At 73.0% G+C, this 23,256-nt stretch carries 20 protein-coding genes; 7 read left to right on the forward strand and 13 right to left on the reverse strand.

Annotation, left to right across the window (positions count from 1 at the left end):
- Window positions 1-124: 124 nt before the first annotated feature.
- Window positions 125-1,951 carry an expansin EXLX1 family cellulose-binding protein gene (locus FL583_RS41025; protein ID WP_205752309.1) on the forward strand — a complete coding sequence of 609 codons (1,827 nt, stop codon included), beginning with the start codon at window positions 125-127 and terminating at the stop codon, window positions 1,949-1,951.
- 152 nt (window positions 1,952-2,103) lie between these two features.
- Window positions 2,104-2,586, forward strand: coding sequence for a GNAT family N-acetyltransferase (locus FL583_RS20770; RefSeq protein ID WP_142706359.1), 483 nt, complete (start codon window positions 2,104-2,106; stop codon window positions 2,584-2,586).
- 15 nt (window positions 2,587-2,601) lie between these two features.
- Here the strand turns inward: FL583_RS20770 and FL583_RS20775 are convergent, their stop codons facing one another.
- On the reverse strand, window positions 2,602-3,363 hold the full coding sequence (locus FL583_RS20775) for a PP2C family protein-serine/threonine phosphatase (RefSeq protein WP_142706360.1): 762 nt from the start codon (window positions 3,361-3,363) through the stop codon (window positions 2,602-2,604).
- A 352-nt stretch (window positions 3,364-3,715) separates the two neighbouring features.
- On the opposite strand from FL583_RS20775, the gene FL583_RS20780 reads away from it, so the two are divergent.
- Window positions 3,716-4,120 (forward strand): hypothetical protein, encoded by a 405-nt coding sequence (locus tag FL583_RS20780; protein ID WP_142706361.1) that lies wholly within the window; start codon window positions 3,716-3,718, stop codon window positions 4,118-4,120.
- Here FL583_RS20780 and FL583_RS20785 read toward each other — a convergent pair.
- On the reverse strand, window positions 4,045-4,743 hold the full coding sequence (locus tag FL583_RS20785; RefSeq protein ID WP_205752310.1) for a hypothetical protein: 699 nt from the start codon (window positions 4,741-4,743) through the stop codon (window positions 4,045-4,047). The two genes, FL583_RS20780 and FL583_RS20785, sit on opposite strands and share 76 nt — an antisense overlap.
- A gap of 22 nt (window positions 4,744-4,765) precedes the next feature.
- Here FL583_RS20785 and FL583_RS20790 point away from each other — a divergent pair, with 22 nt between their 5' ends.
- Window positions 4,766-5,236: an SEC-C domain-containing protein gene (locus FL583_RS20790; protein WP_142706362.1), complete on the forward strand. Its 471-nt coding sequence runs from the start codon at window positions 4,766-4,768 to the stop codon at window positions 5,234-5,236.
- Here FL583_RS20790 and FL583_RS20795 read toward each other — a convergent pair.
- From FL583_RS20795 to FL583_RS20830, 7 genes are all read right to left on the reverse strand, one after another.
- Window positions 5,229-5,948 carry a hypothetical protein gene (locus tag FL583_RS20795; RefSeq protein WP_170323770.1) on the reverse strand — a complete coding sequence of 240 codons (720 nt, stop codon included), beginning with the start codon at window positions 5,946-5,948 and terminating at the stop codon, window positions 5,229-5,231. The two genes, FL583_RS20790 and FL583_RS20795, sit on opposite strands and share 8 nt — an antisense overlap.
- A 155-nt stretch (window positions 5,949-6,103) precedes the next feature.
- The gene (locus FL583_RS20805) at window positions 6,104-6,463 is read right to left on the reverse strand and encodes a hypothetical protein (protein WP_142706364.1); all 360 of its coding nucleotides are present in this window, start codon (window positions 6,461-6,463) and stop codon (window positions 6,104-6,106) included.
- A gap of 355 nt (window positions 6,464-6,818) precedes the next feature.
- Window positions 6,819-8,264 carry an HAD-IB family hydrolase gene (locus FL583_RS20810; RefSeq protein ID WP_142706365.1) on the reverse strand — a complete coding sequence of 482 codons (1,446 nt, stop codon included), beginning with the start codon at window positions 8,262-8,264 and terminating at the stop codon, window positions 6,819-6,821.
- Window positions 8,261-10,582 (reverse strand): glycerol-3-phosphate 1-O-acyltransferase, encoded by a 2,322-nt coding sequence (locus FL583_RS20815; protein WP_142706366.1) that lies wholly within the window; start codon window positions 10,580-10,582, stop codon window positions 8,261-8,263. Before FL583_RS20815 ends, FL583_RS20810 begins: the two co-directional genes overlap by 4 nt.
- Window positions 10,579-12,030 carry a wax ester/triacylglycerol synthase domain-containing protein gene (locus FL583_RS20820; RefSeq protein WP_142706367.1) on the reverse strand — a complete coding sequence of 484 codons (1,452 nt, stop codon included), beginning with the start codon at window positions 12,028-12,030 and terminating at the stop codon, window positions 10,579-10,581. The genes FL583_RS20815 and FL583_RS20820 overlap by 4 nt, the downstream gene beginning before the upstream one ends.
- Before the next feature lie 28 nt (window positions 12,031-12,058).
- Window positions 12,059-13,339 carry a hypothetical protein gene (locus FL583_RS20825; protein ID WP_142706368.1) on the reverse strand — a complete coding sequence of 427 codons (1,281 nt, stop codon included), beginning with the start codon at window positions 13,337-13,339 and terminating at the stop codon, window positions 12,059-12,061.
- 109 nt (window positions 13,340-13,448) lie between these two features.
- Entirely contained in the window at window positions 13,449-15,425 is a 1,977-nt protein-coding gene (locus FL583_RS20830; protein ID WP_142706369.1) for a UvrD-helicase domain-containing protein, read from the reverse strand.
- 54 nt (window positions 15,426-15,479) lie between these two features.
- On the opposite strand from FL583_RS20830, the gene FL583_RS20835 reads away from it, so the two are divergent.
- Window positions 15,480-17,741 (forward strand): GmrSD restriction endonuclease domain-containing protein, encoded by a 2,262-nt coding sequence (locus tag FL583_RS20835; RefSeq protein ID WP_142706370.1) that lies wholly within the window; start codon window positions 15,480-15,482, stop codon window positions 17,739-17,741.
- On the opposite strand, the gene FL583_RS20840 is transcribed toward FL583_RS20835, so the two are convergent.
- Window positions 17,712-19,718, reverse strand: coding sequence for a methyl-accepting chemotaxis protein (locus tag FL583_RS20840; protein WP_142706371.1), 2,007 nt, complete (start codon window positions 19,716-19,718; stop codon window positions 17,712-17,714). The genes FL583_RS20835 and FL583_RS20840 overlap by 30 nt on opposite strands.
- 166 nt (window positions 19,719-19,884) lie before the next feature.
- Between FL583_RS20840 and FL583_RS20845 the strand changes: the two genes are divergently transcribed.
- A complete protein-coding gene (locus FL583_RS20845; protein ID WP_142706372.1) occupies window positions 19,885-20,283 on the forward strand; it encodes a hypothetical protein in 399 nt (132 codons plus the stop codon).
- Here the strand turns inward: FL583_RS20845 and FL583_RS20850 are convergent.
- Entirely contained in the window at window positions 20,261-20,863 is a 603-nt protein-coding gene (locus FL583_RS20850) for a SecDF P1 head subdomain-containing protein (protein WP_142706373.1), read from the reverse strand. The genes FL583_RS20845 and FL583_RS20850 overlap by 23 nt on opposite strands.
- Before the next feature lie 420 nt (window positions 20,864-21,283).
- Between FL583_RS20850 and FL583_RS20855 the strand changes: the two genes are divergently transcribed.
- Entirely contained in the window at window positions 21,284-21,961 is a 678-nt protein-coding gene (locus FL583_RS20855) for a hypothetical protein (protein ID WP_142706374.1), read from the forward strand.
- A gap of 632 nt (window positions 21,962-22,593) precedes the next feature.
- Here the strand turns inward: FL583_RS20855 and FL583_RS20860 are convergent.
- Complete coding sequence (locus FL583_RS20860) at window positions 22,594-22,797, reverse strand: hypothetical protein (protein WP_142706375.1); 204 nt, start codon at window positions 22,795-22,797, stop codon at window positions 22,594-22,596.
- Entirely contained in the window at window positions 22,794-23,234 is a 441-nt protein-coding gene (cynS, locus tag FL583_RS20865) for a cyanase (protein WP_142706376.1), read from the reverse strand. The genes FL583_RS20860 and cynS overlap by 4 nt, the downstream gene beginning before the upstream one ends.
- Window positions 23,235-23,256: the final 22 nt, after the last annotated feature.

Below are 23,256 nucleotides of genomic sequence, written 5' to 3' on the forward strand. Positions count from 1 at the left end.
ACCCGTTTAGATGAGCACCGGTCTGTACGGCGGGTGCGGGGGTACTGGACGCATTCAGCGTCCGGTGTGGAGTGCGGAGGAACGGCTTGACCAGCAGGGCGTCAACCGACAAAGGCGTTCGGGCGTGACCCGGAATCGCCCGGAGGATGACTCGCGGGACGCGCTGGCCGAGACCGACTTCTTCGGAGCACCGCGTTCCCGGGACGGTGGCGCGCGAGCGCGGGCGCGTTCCGGGGATACGGGAGAGCTCCGATTCGGCACCGATCTGCCCGACTCCGGCCGTGGCCGTCATCGTGGTCAGCTCGGGCGGGACGCCGACACCGATCCGGGCCGTGGGCCCGGGGGGATAGCCGAATGGCGTCGTGATCTGGACGCCTACCGGACGCCGGAGCCGCGCCGCGAGCCCGAGCCGCAGCGGGAGCTCGAGGTTCGGCCGGAGGCGCAGTCGCGGCGCGACCTGGATTGGCGCCGGGAGCCGCCGGCCGGTGAGCGGGAACCCGGGGAGGCTCCTCGGCGCGCGGTGACCGGCGGCGCGGTGACCGGTAGAGCGGTGACCGGTAGCGCGGTGACCGGTAGCGCGGTGGCCGGCAGCGCGGTGGCCGGGGTGGCCGGGGCGGTGGCCGCCCGCTCGACCGGTGGGACCGACGGCGGGCGCCCGGACGACGCATTCCGGACGGCCGGCCTGGCCTCGGAACGACCGAGTAGCTTCTTCGCGCCGGTCAGCGCTGTGCCCGACCGGTCGTCCAGGCCCGAGGGGCCGGCCGCTTTCGCCGGCCCGACCGGCTGGTCGGCCTCGCCGACCGCTCCGCCGACGGCCACGGCTGAGGCGGACGCCGAGACCCGGGTGATCAGCAAGCCGCGGGCGGCGGCCGGTGGAGCCGCTGCTCCGGGCGGGCGGCTGGCCGGGTTGCGGCGGGTGCTGCGCCGGCGGTGGTTCGCGCCGGGGCTGGCCGGTGGGGCCGTGCTCGGCTCGGTCGCGCTGGTCACCGGCGTCGCGCAGTTCGCCGGTACCGCCTGCGCGGCCGCCCCGGTCGCCGTCCACGCCGCGGTACCCGCGCCGGGCACGACCGTCACCGGCAACGCCACGTTCTTCGACGGCGGAGTCGGCAACTGCTCGTACCCTTCGTTACCCGCCGACGACCTGTACGTCGCGCTGGGCCCCTCGGAGTACGCCGGATCGGCCGCCTGCGGCGAGTACCTCGACGTCACCGGCCCGGACGGCAAGGTCCGGGTCAAGGTCGTCGACCAGTGCCCGGAGTGCGCGGCCGGCCACATCGACCTCAGCCGCGAGGCGTTCGCCCAGATCGCCGACCCGGACGCCGGCGACGTCCCGGTGACCTACACCGCGGTCGCCAACCCGCCGGTGCCGGGCAACCTGAGCGTCCAGGTGAAGGACGGTTCCTCGGAGTTCTGGCTCGCGCTACTCGTCGACAATCACGGGAACCCGCTGACCAAGGTCGAGGTCTCGTCCGGCGGAGCTTTCACGGCGCTGAGCCGCACGACGTTCAACTTCTGGGTCGCCGAAGGCGGCCTCGGCGCGGGACCGTTCTCGGTGCGGGTCACCGACAACCAGGGCCGGACCGCGACGATCCCGGACATCGGGCTGAACCCGGGCGAGGTGCAGCAGTCGGACGTCGCGATGGGCGACGGTCCGGTGATCGCCCCGGTCGCACCGACGAAGTCGGCCTCGGCCTCGACTTCGGCTTCGCCGAAGCCGGCCGGGTCCTCCCAAACGTCGGACTCGGCTTCGGCCGATTCGGACGACACACCGCTCGCGGCTGGCGTTCCGGACAGCAGCACCCGAGCCGGGAGCGGCTCGACCACGGCGGCGACCCCGGACGCGGACGCGTCCGAGGAACTCGCGGCCAACCCAGTACCGTCGACGTCGGCCGCGACACCTCGCGCGTCCGAATCGACGGCCGGATCCACGGGGCGGAACACATGTGGCTAGGCCCAGGGGGGCGTCGGCGGTTGGTGGCCCGGCGAGGGCGTCGTCGCCCGGCGTCCGCACGGAGGGGGCCGGTCGGCCCGCAGCTGAGCCGGCCGCCGGCCGGTCAGCCCAAATCATCCCGCTGAGGGGTCCATCGGTTCGACAATGACCGGATGGCGCACGCCACGGTCACCGTCGACCTCGTCGTCCGCGATCTCCTCCACGAGGACCTCGCGGGCTGCGCGTGGACCGGCCACGTGCCGTTCATCTCGGCCGCCCTCGGGCGGCGGACGGCCGGTGCGGTCGACTACCTGGCCGTGTGCGGTCCGAGCGACTTACCGGTCGGCGTCGGCGGCGTGGACTACAGCCGCCAGGCGGACGCGGGGTGGCTCTGGCAGTTCGCCGTGCACCCGGCGTTCCGTTCGTGCGGCGTCGGCACGCTGCTCGTGCGCAGCGCCGAGGACCGCATCCGGCAGCGCGGGCTGTCCTTCGCCGAGTTGGGCGTCGAGCAGACGAACCAGGGTGCGCGTCGGCTGTACACGCGGCTGGGCTACGAGGTCACGCGCGAGCAGGACGAGGAGTGGGATGCGCTGGACGCCGCCGGACGGCCGGTCCGGCGGCGGGCGCACTGCGTCATGATGCGGCGGGCGCTGTGATGGTGCGTCGGCCGTTCAGTCTCCGACCTCGACGACCTTGAGCAGGACGATCGAGACGTTGTCCTTGCCGCCGCCCTCGAACGCGGCGTGCAGGAGCGCGTTGACCGACTCGATCGGGTCGGCGTGCGGGTTGGCGAGCGCGGCGGGCAGGGCCTCCGGCTCGCTGTAGTCGGTCAGGCCGTCGCTGCAGAGCAGGAAGCGGTCGCCCGGCACCACGCGGTGCTCGGAGACGTGCGGGTGGATGACGCTCTCCTGGCGGGTGCCGCCGAGCGTCTGCGTCACGATCGTGGTGAACCGCCGGCCCGACGACGGGTCGAGCGGCGGCGAGTCGTCGACCGAGAGCTGCTCGAGCGCGCCGTCGTCGTGCACCCGGTAGCAGCGGCTGTCGCCGACGTTCAGGCAGAACGCCCGGTCGCCGTCGAGGACCAGGCCCACGACCGTGGTGCCCATGCCGTACCAGTCGGGGTTGTGCGCCATCTCGGCGAACACCGCGTCGCTGGCGCCCCGGACGGCTCCGACGATGGCTTCCTCGTCGTGCAGGTCGGGGGTGGCGTCGGACAGCAACGCGGCGGCCAGCCGGCTGGCCCGGAAGCCCTCGACGTGCCCGCCGAGCCCGTCGGCGACGAGGAACGACACCGGGCGATGGGTGTTCACGTCCAACCGCACGGGCTCGTTCTCGAACGCGCCGGAGAGGAACCCAGCGACCGCCAGGGTGTCCTCGTTGCGGCCGCGGACCAGGCCGCGGTGCGTCACCGCGACTACGTCGACCCTGGTCACCGTGGACCTCCTCTACCGGCTCTGTGGCGACAGGCTATGCCCCGCCAGCATCCTGTGCTGCTCTCCGCGCCGCGCACGGCCGGAAAGCAACAGCGTCCGACGCGCGACGTGTGGCTGACGCCGCGGCCCCGGACCGGCAATCACTATGGACGCCGTCTACCGACGTCACCGCGCGGATGGTACCCAGTCGGCGCCAACCCGTCCGCTCGCGGCCCGGGTTTGTGGGTGTGGCGAGGTCTGGGGGCAAGACCCTTCGGGCGTTCTGGGGATATCCGGCCGGGTTGTGGACGGGCTAATCGGCGAGTGGATTCCGCGCATTCTGAGTGCCTCTTCGGAAATGGGAGGTGTTCTCATGGCGGGCAGTTTCGTGGGCGTGGCGGTACTCGTCGCCGGTGCGCTGGCCCTGAGTGCGGGCGGGCCGGCCCCGGTGACGTTCCACGTCCGGTACCAATCGGAGGGCGGCAGCCACCAGACGTACCTGGATGCCCTGCAGAGCGGGGGTGTGGCGGGGGAGGCGTGGCTCGATTCGTCCGAGCACGACGAGCGGCGGGCGCGCACGCTGACGGTCTGCGACCGGCGGGCCGACGGGGTCGGGGTCGCGGCCCGCATTCTCGTTCCGGACGGTCGCCGAATTGTCTATTCGGCGTCGGTCGGGAAGCGTTGTTTCGAGCGCGTGCTCGGTTATCCGATCGTGCGCTGGCAATTGTGGTTCGGCGGCGCGTTCTCCGGCGAGGTGCCGGCGCCGCCGCTGGTGTGAAGCTCGTGGAGCCAGGCCTGGTCGGCGACGGCGTCCCGGGTCCAGTGCCCGCGGACGCCGGGCCGGCCGGCCAGGTAGTCGGTGACGGTCTCGGGGTCCCAGCCGTGCGCCTCGGCCAGCCCGCCCGCGATCATCCCGAGGTAGCGGGGCGCCGGTGGGTTCGGTTCGACGTCCGCGCAGGCCCACGGTGCGGTGAACGTCACCATCGGGTGCCCGTCCAGCCGGCCCGGGCTGACCAGCGTCTCGTACCGGCCCGGGCCCAGCTGCGCCCGGCCGTCGGCCAGCGCCGTGCCCAGGTCGAGGTCGACGTCGGGCACGCGGGCCATCTCCTGCGCGGCGATGTCGGCGAACTGACCGGCGGTGACCAGGTAGCCGCGGGCGGCGGCCCGGCCGGGTAAGGCCGGGTCGTAGAACGCCATGCCGCCGGTCCAGGTGAGCGACTCGAGCGCGAAGTAGATGCCGCCGGGCAGGAACACCGGGGCGGTGCGGCGGGGCGGGCGGGCGTCGCGGCAGCCGGGGTAGACCCGGGCGGCGCCGGGCGGCTGCCCGCCGGCCAGGTAGTAGCGGAGCCGGTCGGCGTGCAGGTTCGACCCGTAGGCGACGTACCACACGAGCTCGGCCACTGCCCCAGCGTAGGCTCGGGGCGTGACCGAGCCCGCGAAGCCCGCTGAGCCGACGCTGGACGTCCGCATCGACACCTGGCTGCGTGGTCTGGCCAAACGGCGCGACGGGGGGCAGGGGAAGAAGCGCACGAAGACCGTCCGCGTGCTCGTGTACTGGCCCGAGGCCGAGTGGGACGCGATGGCCGCTCGCTGGCCGGCGTTCGTCCCGGAGTACGGCGACGACCACGACACGCACCGCCGGAACGTCGAGGACATGCTGCGGCGGCACGCCGAGGAGCCGAACGCGTCGCTCGGCGTGGCGTCGCTGACCGTCGACGGCTTGGTGGAGTTCGCGGAGGCCCGGGAGCTCGACCCGGCGGCCTCGGAGACGCGGGCCGCGTACGCGGCCGAGCTCGGGCGGGCCGGGAAGGTCACGTCGTGGCCGCCGTCGCTGCGCCAGAAGTGCTGGTGCGGGTCCGGGATCAGCTACCGCGACTGCTGCGCGGCTATCTGACCAGCTCGGGCCGGGCGTTGCGGACCGGGTAGGTCGTCGTCGACGTCACGATCAGCGGGGCCAGTGCGCCGCTGCTGCCGTCGGAGCCGGACCAGATCACGGCCCAGGTGATCGCGATCGTCGGGCGGTAGGCGCCGGGGACGCGGTAGGTGTGGCCGCAGTCGGGTGAGCCGGCGGGGCCTTCGGCCGGGTCGCTGAGCGGGGCGCCGGGGGTGCGGCAGACGATCCTGGTGCCGTCGCCGGGGCGCCAGGTGAGGCGGACCGGGGCCGCGGTGACCGTGGCTCGGAGGGTGCCGGCTCGGACCGTGCGGGTGAGCGGGGTGCGCCAGGGGGCCGGGTCCGTCCAGAGCCAGACCGGGACGCCGGTGAGGCCGCCGGGTCGGGCGTCGGGGAAGCGGACGAGGGGGCGGAGGGTCGGGGCCGGGAGCGGGAGGGCGAGTCGGCTGCGGGCTTCGGCGGCGAGCCGGGTGACGCCGGTGCCGAGGTTTTCGCCGCCGGGGGCGGCCAGGCAGAGCGCGTTCACCGAGGCGTTCGGGACGACGCAGGCCTCGTCCCAGGCCTCGGGTGCGTCGGCGGCTCGCGGGGGACGCGGCTCTTGGGTTCGGGTGGCGTCGTTCCGGACGCGGATGTCGACTGATCGATGGTTGTCGCCGGTGACGGTGATCGGGTCGTCGTCGGCGACGGCCGGCTGCGCCGCGAGCGCCACCAACACCGCGGCGACCGCCGCGACGCTCCAGCGCCGCAGCCCGGCGACGCGCCTGGGTGCGGCGGGGCGCCTGAGGTCGGCGGGGCGCCTGAGCGCGGCGGGGCGCCTGGGCGCGGCGGGGCGCCTGAGGCCGGCGGCGCGCCTGAGCGCGGCGGGATGGTTCAGCATGTCGGGGTGGCGGGGTAGGTGATCGCGGAGATGCGCCAGGTTCCGTCGGGGCCGCGGAGAAGCGTGGCACGGACGGCGTTTCGGGCGACTCCTCGGGTGACCGGGGCGCCGGTGGCGGTGTCGGCGACCCCGGATCCTCGTGAGTCGAGGCACCCCTCGACGAGCGCGAGCCCGCCCTGCACCCGGACGGTCGATTCCAGCGGTCGGTCGCGCCCGTAGTTGCGCTGCCCGTCGGCGTCGAGGGCCGCCCAGTTGGTGAGGAGGTGGCTCAGCTCGGGCTCGGTGGTGACCGGAGCCAACAGCGCCTCCCGCCGCCCCGCCGGCGCAACCCCGGCCCGAGGCAGCACGTCCACCCAAAACGCCGTGTACTGCGCTAACACTAGATCTGCGACCCCACCGGACGGCGCCGCAGAGGCCTGCGGCGCCCCATCGGCATCCGCCCCGCCTGGCGACCCCGCGGTCGCCGCAGCCGTGGTAGGCGCCGCGTCGGTAGCCGCCGACGGCAACGACCCGTACTCCTCACCCGAACCACAACCCGAGCCCACCACCAGCACCATTGCCCCGGTCACCCCCGCAACCGCGGCACGGCGCACGGCGGCGGTGCGCACCGCCGCGGCGGTGCGCACCGAGAGGGGTGGAGCTAAGCCGCCCAGGCGGCGGCGCCGAAGCCGAGAGCGCGAACGCATACGCCCCAAGGTAGCGAGCCGGCTACCCCTCGTACTCGTTTTCCACAGGCCAATCCGCCAGCGTGGACTCGAACCGCGACCGCACCAAATCGACCAGCTTCTCGACCTCCCCACCCGGCCAATCCACCGTCTCGATCGGCTCGAGAACAGCCACCTCCACCACCCCCGGATGCACCAGCAAAGAATCCCGCCACATCAGATCCCCAGCGTTCCGGATGACGATCGGCACGATCGGAACCCCGGCCTCGACGGCCAGATAGAACCCACCCTTCTTAAACCGCCCCAGCCGAGGCGTCGGCGACCGCGTTCCCTCCGGAGCGATCGCGATCGACACCCCGGCCCGCAGCTTCTCCACCGCCGGCGCCAGCGCCGACCGCCCGCGTCCGGCCGACCGGTCGACGTACGCGACGTCCAGCAGCGCCCCGATCGCCGCGAAGCGCGGGTCGTTCCGCGCCTCCTTCTTCACGACCGCGGTCACGTCCCGCCGGATCAGGCTCCCCAGCACCCCCAGATCCAGGCTGCTCTGATGGTTGAACATGAACACGGCCGGCCGCCGCGCCCACAGGTGCGACTCACCCACCACCGACAGCCGCACCCCGGCCAGCGCCAACGCCAGATCCGGCCCGATCGACCCGGCCAGGTTCGCCGCGGTCGCCCGCGACCTGCTCAGCACCCCGACGCCGGCCGAGAGCCCCACCGACCCCAGCAACGCCCCCAGCGCCACCGACGTCCGCACCAGCGGCCCGACCCCGAACCGCGACCCCGGAGCCGCCAGCCGCAGGATCGGCCACCCCTGCGTCAGCGCCAGAGCGGGCAGGTCACCGTCCGGGTTCAACGCCACCGGATGCCCCGCCAGCGCCAGGAACGGCACGTCCTCGGCCCCGTTCGAGTATGCGTAGCTGGTCGCCAGATCCACACCGGCCCGGGAAGCGAACCCGGACACCGCCGCGGCCTTGCCCGCCCCCCACAGCGTCCCGCCGTCCAACTCGCCGGTCAGCATCCCGTCGCGCACCTCGTGCCGGGTGCACAGCACCTCGTCGAACGACAGGTCGCGGGCCACCGGACAGGCCTGGAACCAGGTCGCCGACGTCGCCATCACCAGCGTGTGCCCGGCCTTCCGATGGGCCTCGACCAGCCGTCGCGCGCCCGGGTAGATCAGCCCGGCGATCTCCTGCCGGAACAGGCGCTCGCCCCACTCCTCGAGATCCTCTTCCTGGCGTCCGGCCAGGGCCCGGACCGCGAACGCGGCCAGCGCGTCGAGGTCGGCCCCGCGCAGCCGCATGTCCAGTGCCAGCCCCAGCGTCTGCCCGAATTCGAGCAGGCCGACGTCCCGCTTCCGGATCCGGTCGCGGTAGACCGCGACCGCGGTGTACCCGTCGATCAACGTCCCGTCGAGGTCGAAGAACGCTCCGACGGTCGGACCCTGCGGGCCGTCGGCGATCGCCGCCAGCCGTTCCTCCAGCTTCACGGCTGGGACACTCCCGGCCGACGAGCGCTCACGGTCACCGAGCCGAGAAACCCGGGGGACGCCTCGTCGGCGACCGGACCGAGCGCCGCGTCGCCCGGGTCGAGCGGCTCACCGAGCGCCAGCGCCCGCACCCGGCGGACCCGGCGCACCCAGCCCTCGATCTCGTCGGCGAACTTCTGCCGGGCCGCTCGCACCTCGTCCCGCCCCGGATCCACCAGGTCCCGGTTGGATGCCAGCTTCAACGCGGTCGCGAACAGCTCGCCGGAGATCGACTCCGAGCTCGCCAGCTGCTGCTGCATCCGCAGTTGCCGAGCCACGTCCAGGCACTCGCGGGTGAACGGCTTCGCCTCCACCGGAACCCGCGGATCCCGTGCCGCCAGCCGCTGGGCGACCACCCAGTACGCCTCCAGGAACGGCTGGAGCACCCGGTGGGCCAGGTGCACCGGCAACGACGCCAGCAGCGTCGACGGTTCGTTCAACCGCGACCGCCACTCCGGGTCGATCAGGTCGAGCTCCCGATGCAGCTCGGCCCGGAACGCGTCCTTGTCGCTGAAGAAGAACTCGAACTTCAGCAGGTCACGCAGCTCCAGAGCGACGGCCCACCCGTACTCGAGGACGTCGGGGGAAGCCAGCGATCGCTCGGCTACCGCCTGCAGCATCAGCTCGGCCACCGCCCGCACGACCAGGAAGTGGATCGTGTTGTTGCGGTAGAACGCGGCGACCAGGTGCTGGTCGGGCCCGACCCGGTAGACCGCCTCGGTGCCCTTGTCGAACCGCTCCACCACGCCCGACGACGCCAGCTCGTCCAGCACCCGCCGGACGCTCCGCTCCTCCGAGAGATCCAGATCTGAGGCCAACCCACGAGCCGAGAAGTAGGAAACCAGCGGCGAGAGGACGGCGAAGACCTCGGCCACGGTCAGCGCCCGGTCCTCGATCCCGAGCAGCGCCAGCGTCACCAGCGACCGGGGCATCACCGGCGTCGCCTCGTTGATCCGGTGGCTCACCTCGAACGCGGTCTTCTGCACGGCCAGCCGCTGGTCCGTCTCGGAGTCCAGCGCGGCCCGCAGCGACAGCGGCTCCCCGAACCGCACCTGCACCGACCCGCGCTGGGTGTCCTGGGCCCGGTTGAACTTCAGCAGCCAGGAGAAGCTCTCCGGCGCCTTGGCCGCGCCGTGCGCCTCCTCGGCCATGATCCCGACCTCGTACAGCTGGTCGTATGACAGCGACACCGGTACCAGGTAGACGTCCTCGGCGCCGCTGGAGCGGAACGCCTCGGCCAGGTACGTCAGCAGCCCGTACCGCGGTGGACGCAGCTTCCCGGTGCGCGACCGGCCGCCCTCGATGTACCACTCCAGGTTGAAGCGCTTCGAGATCAGGTAGCCCATGTACTCGCGCAGCACCCAGCGGTACACCGCGTCGTCGGCGATGCTGCGCCGGATGAACACGTACCCGCTGCGCCGGGTCAGCGGCCCGATCGGCCAGAAGTCGATGTTGATGCCGCCCATGACGTGGTTCAGCGGCAACCCGTGGGCCAGCAGCGCCGGCCGCAGCACCAGCGGATCCAGGTACGACCGGTGGCTGGGCAGGAACACCAGCGGGTACTTCCGCCCGAGTTCCCGCAGCGAGTCGGCCTTCGAGTCGTCGACCGACACCCGGTAGGCCCGGGAGAAGTACCGGCCGAGCCGGTTCCAGGCGTCGATCGCCGTCCGGCTCTGCGTCGCCACCATCTGGTTCAGCGCGGCCAGCGCGCGCTCGTAGACGACCTCGACCGGGAGGTCGAGCTCGGCCGACAGCTTCTCGATCCCGGTGCGGAACCGCGGCGACGCGGTGATCTCCTCGACCACGTACCGGGCGACCTTGTACTGGCTCCCGATCAGCGCCCGCTCGGCCCGGTCGAGCGCCAGAACCGCCTGACGGCGCACGAACGACTCGAAGTCTCCCGATCCCGCCTGCCGCTGCCACCGCTCCCGCAGGTCGTCCACGGTCGCCGGCTTGCCGACGATGACCCGGCAGCGGTCCGGCCGCAACTTCAAGATCAACTTCTGGACGCTCTGCCGCGAGCGCCGTGCCCCCGCGCGCCCGACCGACGTGCGCAGACGGGCGAGCGGGCCGTCGTCCCCATCGGCCGGGAGCCAGGCCACGCGCACCGGCGTGACCAGCAGGTCGTCGTCCAGCGTGGTGCGAAGCCGCTCGTCGGTCAGGTCGAGCACCAGACGGCCACCGTCGCCGTTCTCGAACTGGCTCGTCAGCCAGGCCGAGATCGCCTGCCGCTCCTGAGGAGTCTCCGACTGGATCAGGTACAGCGTCGCGCGCGTCATCGAGCACCCTTCCTCTTGCGGCCGAGCCGCAGGACTTCGTCCAGCCCCTCGGAAAGACACTCGAGGAACAGGTCCGGTGACGTCACCGCGGCCGTGTCGATCGTGACGCCGATGCAGCAGACCCCGGTGTGCGAGACCAGCGTCGCCATCACGCCGCAGCCCGGAGCGGGCGCGAACGGGAACATCCGGTCGATGCGCGCACCGGCCATGTACACCGGCACCGTGATCCCGGCGACGTTGCTCGCCTGCAGGTCGATCAGCGCGGTCTGGGCCAGGTACCAGCGGGCCACCGCGGCCACCGGCAGCCGGGAGAGCGCGGGCGCGGCCATCGACAGGACGTCGGCGGCCGGCTCGTCGCGGGCCTCGAGCACCAGCTCGCGCACCCGCCGGATGCGGTCGGCCGGATCGGCGACGCCCACCGGCGCCGCGAACCGGGCGACGCCGAACCGGTTGCCGCCCATCGGGTCGGACGCGTCACGCAGGCTGATCGGCATCCCGATCGGCAACCGCTCGATCGGCGAATCGAGCCGCTCGTGATAGAGCCGGAACCCGCCCAGCAGCGCGGCCAGGTAGGCGTCGTTCAGCGAGCCGCCGACCGACTTGGCGGCCGCGCGCAGCTCGTCGACCGTCGTCTCCAGCGTCCCGAACCGGCGCCCGAGGCCCCGCGCGCGCATCAGCGGCGACGGCGGGCAGGCCGGCGGCGCGGCCAGCCGCAGCAGCGACTCGGCGAACCCGAGCGCGGCGCCGGGGTCACGGGCGACGCGGGAGGCCAGCGACACCCCGGCGCGGCCCGCACCGGCCACCGACGACGGCAACGTGAGCACGCGCTCGACGACCTGCTCGCGCAGCGCGTCGAACCCGGTCAGGTGCTCGGGCGGCGGCGGGAGCGCGGTCGGCTTGTCGGGCGTGGGCTCGCGCCGGCGACTGTGCAGCAGCGTGACCAGCTGCATGCCACCCATGCCGTCGGTGATGCTGTGGTGGGTCTTGAGCAGGTAGATCGCCCGGCCGTCGTCCAGACCCTCGACGAGCAGCGCCTCCCACGGCGGCCGGGCCCGGTCGAACGGCCGGTCGACGACCGTGCGGCAGAAGTCGAGTGCGTCGTCGAACGTCGCCGGGGAGGGGAGCCGGATGCGCCGGAGGTGGTAGTCGAGGTCGAACTCCGGGTCGACCGACCAGACCGGCTTGCCCAGCCCGAACGGCGGGTCGACCACCCGCATCCGGAACCGGGGAATGACGCCGAGGGCCCACTCGTGGGCGGCGACCAGCCGCTTCCACTCCGGGGTCGTGTCGAGGACGTCGACCGCGGCGATCGTCGACCGTAACCGCGGCTCGGCCGTCTCCAGCCGCCACATGCCGGCCTCGAAGTCCGACATCGTGCGGCTCGCGCCCCAGCCGATCGTGCCGTAGTCGACGTCGACTGCGCTCGGAGGAAGCTGCGGTCCCGCCATGCCACCTCCCCCGGAACGGACGCCCTTCCTATTTCGGTCGCCCGCGCCCAACTCTGCTTGCCGTCGATGTGGCGCGCAACACAGTTGGCGAGATCGGTTGGCTCCGGAGTGACCAGCGCACGAGCTGGGCCGGACGGTCCGACCGGAGATCCACGGTGTCCGGGCACGTGTTCCGGTGCGCGATCGCGCCCGGGTCGCGGTAAGCCTCGGGGAACTCCTCGAGGATCTCGTCCAGCGCGGTCTGCAGCCAGGCCACCGCCGGCTCCGAGAGGCCCTGCCGTCGACCGGCCCACAGCGTCCAGGCGGTGAGCACGGCCGGCATCGCGTTCCGCGCGGCCGCGTCGAGGGCCGCGTGCTCGGGGACGTCGACCAGCAGCAGTTCGTCGAGCACGCCCGGACCGACCCGGGCCGGATCGTCGGACGCGTTCAGCGCCCGGTCGACGAGCAGCCGGGCCCAGCGCTCGGCCATCTCGAAGTCCGGCAGGTCGGCGGCCTCGGACGACGACAGGAACTCCTCGATCAGGACGTCCGGGTCCACGGCCGGCTCGGGTTCGTCGAGTTCGATGCTCGGCGGGAGCGTCCGGACCCGGGCCAGCGCGAGCGCCCGGTGCGGCGCGAAGTCGTCCTTGACCCGGGGCTCGACCCGCCCGTCGGTGGTGCGGAACGCGCGCTGCAGCCGTCGCCGGGCCACCCCCGGCTCGATCGGTTCGAGGAACGCGACCGGCGTGGAACCCAGCTCGTACTGCAGGTCGGCCAGGCTGCCGGCGACCGCCTCGGTGAAGAACACGTCCTTGGCGATGCCGCCGAGCGTGTAGTCGATCAGCACCAGCATCGCGTGCTCGGTCTCGCCGCGGCGGAACGCGCAGAGGATCGTCTCCTGGTCGCCGTAGACGTCGCCGTAGTGCCAGCACTCGCCGGACGTGATCTCGTCGACCGCGGCGGCCCAGCGCGGACGCGGTTCGCCCAGTCGGTCGGCCGCCGCCAGAGCCGCGCGCCGGGCCGATCCGCTGCCGGCGATCGCGCCCAGCGCGGTGAGCGCGACCAGCGCCGCTCCCTCGTCGTCGTCCTCTTCGGCGGCCGCGATCCAGGCCCCGACGAACGTCTCCTCGGCCGTCGGGTCACCGTCGGTTGCGGCCCAGACCGCGCCCAGGACGTCCGAGCACCAGAGCTCGACCTGGATCGGGTCGTCGATCTCGAGCAGATTGCCGGCCTGACGGAACAGCAGTCGTACGAGGTTTTCCGGCAGCGCGTCGGACGGGCGAGACTGGAGGGGCGGAGCGAGGGACAGGTGCGACGGCTTACGCCTCATGGGCCGGAATCCTTCCACCGATCCGTGTGCTCGTACGACGACGCCCCGGTAGTAACTGGTAATCGTAGTTTTATACGAGAAACCAGGACCTTTGCGATACCGACGCGTATCAGCGCGGAAGAAGGGGACTAGGCGTTCCCCACCACGACACCCGGAGCGACTCCCTTGTCCGGGTTGCGGCCACGAACAGCAGTGAACGCTCCTGCTGGACGTCCATCGCGTAACCGAGCGGGTCGTCGTCCTCCGGGGTCAGCGCGGCCGAGTCGGGCACCGCTCCGGCGTTGACCCCGATCAGCGCCACCCGCCGGAACTCCAGGCCCTTCAACGCGTGCATCGTGCCGACGAAGACGCCGTCCAGCATCGAGCGGGCCCGGTCGGCGACCGCGGGCGTCCGGGCCGCCACCCCGATCTCGTCGGCCGGCACGCCTTCCGCGCGCCAGCCGGCCACCGCCTCGGCCAGCCCGGCGAACTCCTCGGCCGCGGTCAGGTACCCCACCACCTCGGGCGCCGGACCGTGCCGGGCCGCGCGGTAGCCGCGCATCGAGTCGACCCCGCCGTTCAGGTCGTCCGAGTCGGTCTCCTCGAGGACCCGCACGGCCCAGTCGAGGACCTCGGCCGTCGTCCGGTGGTTCGCGGTCAGCCGGACCGTCCGGTCCCCGACGTCGACCCCCATCCCGGCGAGGTGCACCCGGTGACCGTGAATGCGCTGGTGCGGGTCACCGATCAGGAACAGGTCGTCCGGCCCGGCCGCGACCGCGGCCCGCAGCAGCCGCCACTGCGCCGGGTGCAGGTCCTGCACCTCGTCGACGACGACGTGCGCGAACGGCTTGTCCGGACGCGACGCGAGCAGCTGCGCGGCCTGGTCGGCGACGGTCAGCGGAGTGCGGACGCCGGTCGCCAGCAGTACCCGGCTCGCCTCGGCCAGACCGGGCCAGAGCTGCTGCTTCTGCGCGGTCGACAGCCGCAGCCCGCGCCCGCGCCGCCCGGCCGCCAGGTAGCCGTCGAGGTCGGCGACGCGCTGGGCGAACACGACGTCCTCCCACTCCCGGCGCAGGAAGTGCGGGCCGAAGCGACCGCCGGTCCGCCGGGCGGCGTCGGCCCAGAGACGTTCGTGTTCGGCGTCGGTCACGTACCGGATCGGGCCCTGCTCGGCGCTCACGGTCTCGTCGGCGAACCGGCCGAGGCTGAGCACGCGGACGGCGGCGCGCTGGGTGGCGTCCACCAATTGGGACAGATCGCGGTCGAGCGCGTCGGTCAGTTCGTCGGAGAACGAGGTCAGCAGGACCGGCCCCGCGGAGCGGGCCAGCAGATGTTTGACGCGGTGGAGCGCGACGACGCTCTTGCCGGTGCCGGGACCACCGAAGACGGTCGCCGGACCGGGGAAGGAGTGCCGGTAGGCGACCGCCTCCTGGGCCGGGGTGAGGAAGATCCGCTGGCGCGAGGGCGGGACCGCGAGCAGCGCGAGCAGCTCGGCCGGGCCGTCGACGAGCGCGATCCGGCCCTGGGAGCGGCGGATCGCGGCGGCCAGGTCGCCGGACTCCGGACGCTCGGGAGGATCGGGCGTGAGCCCGTCGCCGAGCAGGTGGAGCGTGGTGTACTGCGCCTCGGGCAGGACGTTCTCGAGGGTCCGGAGCTGGTCCAGGTCGCGGATCGTGCGGGCGATGTCCAGCACCGGGGGGCTGATGCCGAGGGCCCGGAGCCGGTCGTCGGTCAGCCGGTCGAAGAGCCGGGCGGACGCTTTCTCGGCCTCCTTCCGGTATTCGGGAAGGAGCCTCTCCAACTCGTCCAGATCGGTGATCTCGAGAACCCCGGACGCGCCGTTCACCGTGACCGCGGAGCGTTCGGCGACGGCGGTCGCCTCGTCGGTGGGGTGCAGGCCGAGGAGGAGCGGGGGATCGGCGGCCACGACGACGGCGGAGAGCCGATCGGTGAGGGTCGCGGTCCGTAACCGCTCGTCCCGCGCGCCGGGCACCGGATCGGTCGTCAGGCCTCGTTCCAGCGCCACTCCGACGGCCTCGCGCCGGGCCGGGTCGAGCCGTCCGTACCGGTTGACGAAGTCGACATGTACGGCGAGCGATTGCGTCACAGCCCGAGCCTGCCATGCCGGGAGTCGTCGAATTGATCTGGTACACACGGGGACATGGCGAAGTTGAGCACGATCCTCGACCAGGTGGACGCGGGATCGATGCTCCTGCCGGAGTTCCAGCGCGGGTACGTGTGGAACCGCGACCAGGTCCGCGGGTTCATGCGATCGCTCTACCTCGGCTACCCGGTGGGCTCGCTGCTGGTCTGGGAGACCGACACCACCGACAAGGCCGTGCGCGGCGGACCCGGCGGCGGGATCCGCCAGTTGCTGCTCGACGGGCAGCAGCGCGTCACCTCGCTCTACGGCGTGACCCGCGGGCAGCCGCCCGCGTTCTTCGAGGGCGACCCGGCCGCGTTCACCGGCTTACGGTTCAACGTCGCCGAGGAGACGTTCGAGTTCTACGCGCCGGTCAAGATGAAGGACGACCCGCTGTGGATCGACGTCACCGACCTGTTCGTGCGCGGGGCCGAGCCGCAGATCGAGCGGCTGTCGGTGGACGCGAAGAACTGGCAGTACGTCGGCCGGTTGATGAAGCTGCTCAACCTGCTGGAGAAGGACTTCCACGCCGAGCAGATCACCGGTCCCGACAAGACGACGGACGTCGTCGTCGAGATCTTCAACCGGGTGAACTCGGGCGGCACCAAGCTCTCCAAGGGTGACCTGGCGCTGGCCAAGATCTGCGCCGAGTGGTCGGGCGCCCGGCCGACGATGCGGTCGTACCTGCAGCGCTGGGCCGACGAGGGCTACGACTTCAGCCTCGACTGGCTGCTCCGGAACGTGAACGCGGTCGCGACCGGCCGGGCGCCGTTCTCGGCCCTGGACGACATCTCGGCCGACGAATTCGAGCAGGCGCTGACCGGCGCGGCCGAGCACATCGACCTGGCGCTGGACGAGATCGGGGCCCGGCTCGGGCTCGACCACGCGCGGGTGTTGCCGGGGCGGCCGGCGATCGCGGTGCTGTCGCGATTGCTGTCCGAGTCCGGCGGTGCCTTCTGGGACGAGGGGCAGCGGGACAAAGCGCTCTACTGGTACGTGCATGCGGCGTTGTCGGGGCGGTTCGCGGGCTCGACCGAGACCTACCTGAACCAGGACCTGGCGACGGTGTCCGGGCCGGACGGCGTCGACGGGCTGATCGCGCGGCTGACCCGCTGGCGGGGGAACTCGCTGACGATCACCGCGCGCGACCTGGAGGGGGCCGGCAAGGGCGCCCGGTACTACCCGCTCGTGTACCTGGTCTGCCGGGTGCTGGGGGCGCGCGACTTCGCGACCGGACAGCCGGTGGGGGCGCTGGCCGTGCAGCCGCTGTTCTCGAAGTCGCTGCTCTCCCGGGCCGGGTACCGGCCGGCCGAGATCAACGCGATCGCGAACTTCGTGCTGGTGTCGCCGTCGTCGGCGGTGGAGGTGGCGCGTCGGCGTCCGGACGACTACCTGGGCCGGGCCGAGGCCGCGTTCCCGGGCGTGCTGGCCTCGCACGCGCTGCCGTCGGACCCGGCCCTGTGGTCGGTGGAGCGGTACCGGGACTTCCTGGCCGCCCGGCGGGAGCTGCTGGCGTCGTCGGCGAACTCGATTCTCACCGGGCTGTTGTCCGGGTCGCGGGTCTCGGCACCGCGGCTGCCGGCCGTGGTGGTGCGGGCCGGTGGCGAGGACGAGATCGACATCCGGGCCGAGGAGGTCGGGGCCCTGATCGAGGAGTTGCTGCAGCTCGGGCTGGCCGCGCCGGAGCGGGACTCGGAGATCCCGGATCCGGAGACCGGGCGGGCGCTGTCGGTCGCCGAGGCGGTCTGGCCGGACGGATTGCAGCCGGGGCAGGGGGCGCCGGTGGTGCTCGAACTCGATCCGGACGACGCCGATCTGCCGCGGATGGCTGAGCTGGGGTACGAGGTCTTCACGTCGGTGGAGGCGCTGCGTGGGTACGCGTTGCGCCGGAACCGGGAGGCGGGGGGTCTGCCGGTTCCGGAGCCGGCCGCGCCGGTGGCTGCCTTGCCGGTGGCCGTGACCGATCTTCCGGCGGAGTTCCATCAGGCCATGGCGACGATCTACCAGCGGGCCCGGGACGAGACCGGCCACTCGGCGACGTACCTGCTGGCGATGCTGGCCGAGGACGGCGGGGTCGAGACCGCTCGCCGGCTGCTCGCGTCGGCCACCGTGAGCACCGGGTTCACCGCGCTGTGGAACAAGGGGCGCCTCGACCTGACGGTCGAGGCGCTGGTCCTCTCACCTCGTTTCGCGGAGCTGTTCACGGCCGAGGAGTTGCAGGTCGCCCGGGGCCGGCTGGCCCAGTTCGGATCAGAGCTGGGCGTCCAGGTAGGCCCGTAGGTGGGTCAGCGCGGGCTGGGGCGGGTTCCGGAACGTGAAGACGACCTCGCCGCCGGCCGAGCCTCCTCGCGCGACCGCCACCTCCATCGCCGGCATCCCGGCGATCGGCAGCTCCAGCGTCCCGCTGGTCGCGCCGGCCGCGGACTCCCCGGCCGCGAAAGCCGCCCGCACCCCGCCCTCACTCGCGTCCTTCAGCGTCACCTCGTACCGCCGCCCACCGGCCGCGAAGACCCCCACCCCGCGCACCGGGATGCGTTCATCGGCTCGCCGTTCCATCTGGTTACGCAGGTCCGACATCCCGCGCACCCGCTCCAGCGCATTGGCCAGCCGCTGGTCCATGCTCGCGACCGTCGCCTGCTGGTGGTTCGCCACCTCCAGCAATGCGCCGGTGGCCTCGTCGACCCCGCCGATGCCGGTAGTCATCGCGCTGATCGTCGTCGACACCGCGCCGGCCTCGCGCTCCAGCGCCTGGATCGTCCCGGTGATCTCCTCGGTCGAGCGGGCGGTCGTCGCGGCCAGCTCCTTGACCTCGTTCGCGACGACCCCGAACCCCTCGCCGGCGTCGCCGGCCCTGGCCGCCTCGATCGTGGCGTTCAGCGCGAGCATCTTGGTCTGGTCGGCCACCGACGCGATCAGCTTCGTCATCCCGGCCACCCGCTGCAGCCGCTCACCGAGCGCGGTCGCCACCGCGTCCGCGTTGCCGGCGTCGGAGAGCAGACCCCGCAGCACCTCGTCGGCGTTGCCGACGCGCTCGTGGATCGAGCCGGCCGACGCGCGGACCGCCTCCACCTCGCCGGCGACGTCCGACAGCTCGCTGGTCAGCGCCGACACACTCTCCTCGATGAGCTGCTGGGCGAGCTGGCGGGCCTGCTTCTCGGCCCGGCGCTGCTGGGCGAAGTTCTCCTTGGCCGCCTGTTCCTGAGCCCGAGCCGCCTCGGCCAGCGCCACGTCCTGCGAGGCCAGGTTCTCCCGGGCCTGCTCGAGCGCCCGCCCGATGTCGCCGAACTCGTCCCGGCCGGACGGCAGCGAGTGCTCGCTCGTGTCCCGGGCGGCCACTGCCTGAACCCCGGCCAACACCAGCGCCACGTCGTGCCGCGACCGCCACCAGACCGCGAACGCCAGCCAGAACGCGAGCACGAAACCCACGGTCGTGACCGTGAGGATCACGTTCCGGGCCGCCTCCCGGCCCGAGATGCGGGTCGAGAGCAGGGAGTCCAACGCCCCTTCGGAGGCATCGATCGCCGCCTCGGCCGCGGTGGCCACGGCTCCGGCGTCCGCGCCCGTTCCGTCCAACGTCGCGGTGATGCGCGCGGCCAGCGCGTCCGTAGCGTCCGCCAGGGTATCGAGTCCGGTCAGCCGAGGGCCGAGGCCCGAGGCGTGGGTGTTGGCGACGGCGGTCTTCACGTCGGCGCGGAGCGCCTCGGCCGCGGTGGACAGCTCGCCGGCGATCACCGCCCGGTCGGCCACGCCGGTCGTGGCCGCCGCGGAGGCGGCGGCGATCAGGATGCGCGGGATCTGCACGACCTGGCTGTCCATCACGTAGAACGAGTCGAGGTCGGGGTCGAGGATCAGGTTCGACGCGTTGCCGATCTCGGTGACGAGGTCGCCGATCGACTCGGCCACCTTCTCCCGTCCGGCCGGGGTGTCGGTCGCGCCGGCGGCCCGCACCGCGGCCAGCTCGGACGACAGGCCGAGCTGCGACTCCTCGCGCACCGCGCGGTCGGTCGGACCCAGGTCGGGAGCGCGACCGCCGACGACCGCGGCCAGCGCGTGCAGCGTCGGCTTCAGGACGTGGACGCCGTCCCGCTCGGCCTCCGAGAACGCGATCTGCCGATGCTCGCTCAACGTGTACTCGACCGTGGCCACCAGCCCGGGCACGAGCAGCAGGACGATCACCAGACCCAGCCGTGACGTCGTCCGGAGCCGGTCGAGCACGGCCAGCACGGGCCGCAGCCCCGTGGGCGGATGCGGCGTCACCGCAGGGTTCCCCTCACCGGCACCTCCGTCGCGGTTTACACTCAGCCATCGGTCGGGGGGCCGACAAACTGACCATTTCGCCCAACTAGTCGGGCGGGAGTCACCTGAACGGCAGCGCCGCAAGAGACGTCTTGCGGTCGAGAGAGCAGCAACCCCAAGGAGTGGCGTGAAGGTCCTCGGCTGGCACGGAACCCCGGTGACCGGTGTCCGGTTGCTCGACACCGAGCTCACCGTGGTGGTCTCGCCGCAGGACGACGGGCTCCCGGTCCACGACGGGCCTCCGGCCCTCGACGGCGTGCTGGTGCCGGTCGACGGCTCGTGGCGGCACGGCCTGTCGATCGCCCGCGCCTGCCTCCCGTTCGCACCGGCCGCGCTGCGGCTCTCCGAGCCGCCGAGCGAGCTCTGCCTGTTGGAGTGCGGTTACGCCGACGTCGGGATCGTGGTCGGCGACGAGGTCGTGCTGGCGCCCCGTCCGCGTCGGACGGCGTCGGGCTCGCGCCGGACGATCGACCGTGCCCTCCGCGGCGAGCTCGAACGCGTTCTCAGCGCTTCGTCAGCTGGGTGAAGATCGCGTCGACGTCGTTCTTGGTGAAGTTGCCGACGATCTGGAGCTGACCGCCGGTGATCGGCTCGGCGATGGTCGGGGCGCTGAGCACGGTGCCGTCGACGATCAGCGCGACCTGCTTCTTCACGTTCGCCGACGTCAACGCCCGGAGCGCGACCGTGTCGGCGCTGGAGAACCGCATCTCGAGCAGCCAGAAGTCGTCGCGAAGCCCGGTGCTCAACCGCTCGACCACGACGACGGTCATCCCGCCGGTGCCGAGCGTGTAGCACTCGCCGTCCCGGCCGCGGGTCAAACCGTCCGAACAGGACTCCTTCGTGACGCCGACCACCGGCACGATCCGGAGCGGCTGGGCCAGCGCGCCCGAATAGCTCCGCGCGGCCGGGTCGGCGGGCGTCGGCTCGTTCGAGCGTAAGAACGAGAACCCGGCGACCAGGATCGTCACCATCGCGAACACCAGCACGGTGACCGCGACGACCGCGATCACGACCGTGGTGCGGGCGTTGCTGCCCGGCTTCGGGCCGATCAGGTGCTCGGAGGGGTCGCGCTCCGGCGCGACCGTCGACCCGGTTTGCTGTTCCAACGGGACACTCCGTTCTTTCCCTGCCCCATCATGCCCACCCGCCGCTAGCCCTCGTCCACCGACCGGCCAGACAATTCGCGTCATGCGGTTCGGGATCCCGGGGCCGGTGCTCCTCGTCTCGGGCGACGGGCGCCCGCTCGCCGTCGGTGGCGCGCGCTCTACGCGCTGCTGGTCGCCGACGCCGGTCGGGTCGTCTCGGCCGAGGTCGACGTCCACCGGTTCCGTCAGCTGGTGGCCGAGGCGCGAACGGCGGAGGGCGCGCGTCGCCGAACGCTGCTCCTCGAGGCCTTGGGGACGTGGGAGGGCCGGCCCGCAAGAGACTCCCGGCTCAGCTCACCAGCTTCGTCGGCCGGGAGGCCGAGCTCGAGCGGCTGGATGAGCTGTTCTGCGCGCACCGGCTGGTCACGCTGACCGGCCCGGGTGGCGCCGGGAACACCCGGCTGGCGCCGGGAAGGCCCGGGTGGCGCCGGGAAGACCCGGCTGGCGGTCGAGGCCGTGGCCCGTCGCCCGGGGGAGCGCGCGCTGGTCGAGTTCGCCGCGGTCCGCGCGGCCGGTGACCTGGCCCAGGTCGTGCTGGACGCGCTCGGCCTGCGCGACAGCGGCCTGCGCCCGACCGCCCAGGCCGACGAGCCGTTCGAGCGCCTGGTCGCGGCGCTGTCCGGGCGCCCGATGCTGCTCGTGCTCGACAACTGCGAGCACGTCGTGGACGCGGACGCCGAGCTCGCCGGCCGGCTGCTGCGCTCGTGCGCGTCGCTGCGCGCGCTCGCCGCGCGGCAGCCGGCCGGGAACCGCTCGGCGTCACCGGCGGGCGTCTGCTGCCGGTGCGGGCCCTCGGGTCCGCGCCCGCGGTGCAACTGTTCGCGGACCGCGCGACCGCGGCCGATCCCGACTTCACTGTGGACGTCTCGACCGCGGCCGACGTGCAGCGGATCTGCCGCACTCCGGACGGCCAGCCGCGCGCGCTGGAATCGGCGGCGCCCCGGCACCGCAGCGTGCCGCTGGCCGAGGTGGCGGCCCGGCTGGACGACCGGTTCCGCCTGCTCTCGCGCGGGGAACGCACCGGCCCAGCCCGGCACCGGACGCTCCGGGCGGCGGTGAGCGCGAGCGGAGCCGGCGGGCGCACGCGGAGTACTTCCTCGACCTCGCCCAGCGCGGCGACGCCCGGCTCCGGACGCACGAGCAGCTGCGCTGGGCCGCGATCCTCGACGCCGAGCGCGACAACCTGCACGCCGCCGTGCGGTGGTCGATCCGGGACGATCCGGTGCTCGGGCTGCACCTGATGGCGGCGATCGCGATGCACCCGTGGATCCGTGGACGGCGTCAAAAGTACGCGGCGCTGATCGCCTGGTACCGCGACCTGGGCGTCGACCCCTGGACGGTCGCGCTGCAGCAGTTCGGGCTCGGGTTCATGCGCCGGCTGTTCACCGAGGACGTCGAGGGAGCGCGGACGAGCCCAGGGGTCGCTGGTCGCATTCCGGTCGGTGGGTTACCGGTGGGGCGCGGGCATTGCGCTGGTCGACATCGCCGACGGTCAGGGCGACGATGTGCTGTCGCGGCGCTGAGCGACGAGGCGATGCGGTGCGCGGTCGAGCTCGGCTCCGACGACGACCGCAGCGACCTGCTGTGCCGCCGGGCGGCCAGCCGCCTGCGGGCCGGCGACCGGGACGGCGCGGGCACGCTCTACCGCGACGCGGCCGCGCTCGCCGCCCGGGCCGGGGTGTCGGACGTGCTCAGCCGGCCAGGCCGGCACTGGCCGCGCGCCTCCTCGGCCTCACGCCGACGCTGCGCGGCGGGCAGGCGCCGAGCTTCCCGGGCCTGCCGTCCACCGCCGACCCGGCCCGGGCCGCACTGGGCGCCGAGGCCTTCGAGGCCGGGTACGCGGCGGCCCGGGCGCTGCCCAGTGACGAGGCGATCGCCGAGCTACGCCGCCTCACCAGACCCGGTACGGAAGGAACTTGCCGTTGAGGGTGAGAACCACCCGGTCGCCCTTCGGATCCTGCTTCCGCTCGAACTCCAGCTCGAAGTCGATCGCCGACATGATGCCGTCGCCGAACTCCTCCGCGATCAGCCGCTGGAGCGCGGGCCCGTAGACCTGCACCATCTCCTGCAGCCGGTAGACCACCGGCTCCGAGGTGTCGACGGCCCGCGCACCGCGGACCGGTGGCAACGTCAGCGCGTCCACCACCTCGGCGTCGAGGCCGAGTTTGTCGCCGACCAGCTGGGCCTGTTCGAGCGTCAGCGGCTGCTGGCCCAGCAGCGCGGACGTCGTCCAGACCAGCGAGCGGCAGAGCAGGTCGGCCAGATCCGGCCAGCTGACCCCGGACTTCTGGCGAGCGATTTCGACGGCGGCACCGGCTTCGAGTCGATCCATGCCGTCCACGATCGCACCCGGC

The sequence above is a fragment of the Cryptosporangium phraense genome (genome assembly GCF_006912135.1).
GTDB classification, from domain to species: domain Bacteria; phylum Actinomycetota; class Actinomycetes; order Mycobacteriales; family Cryptosporangiaceae; genus Cryptosporangium; species Cryptosporangium phraense.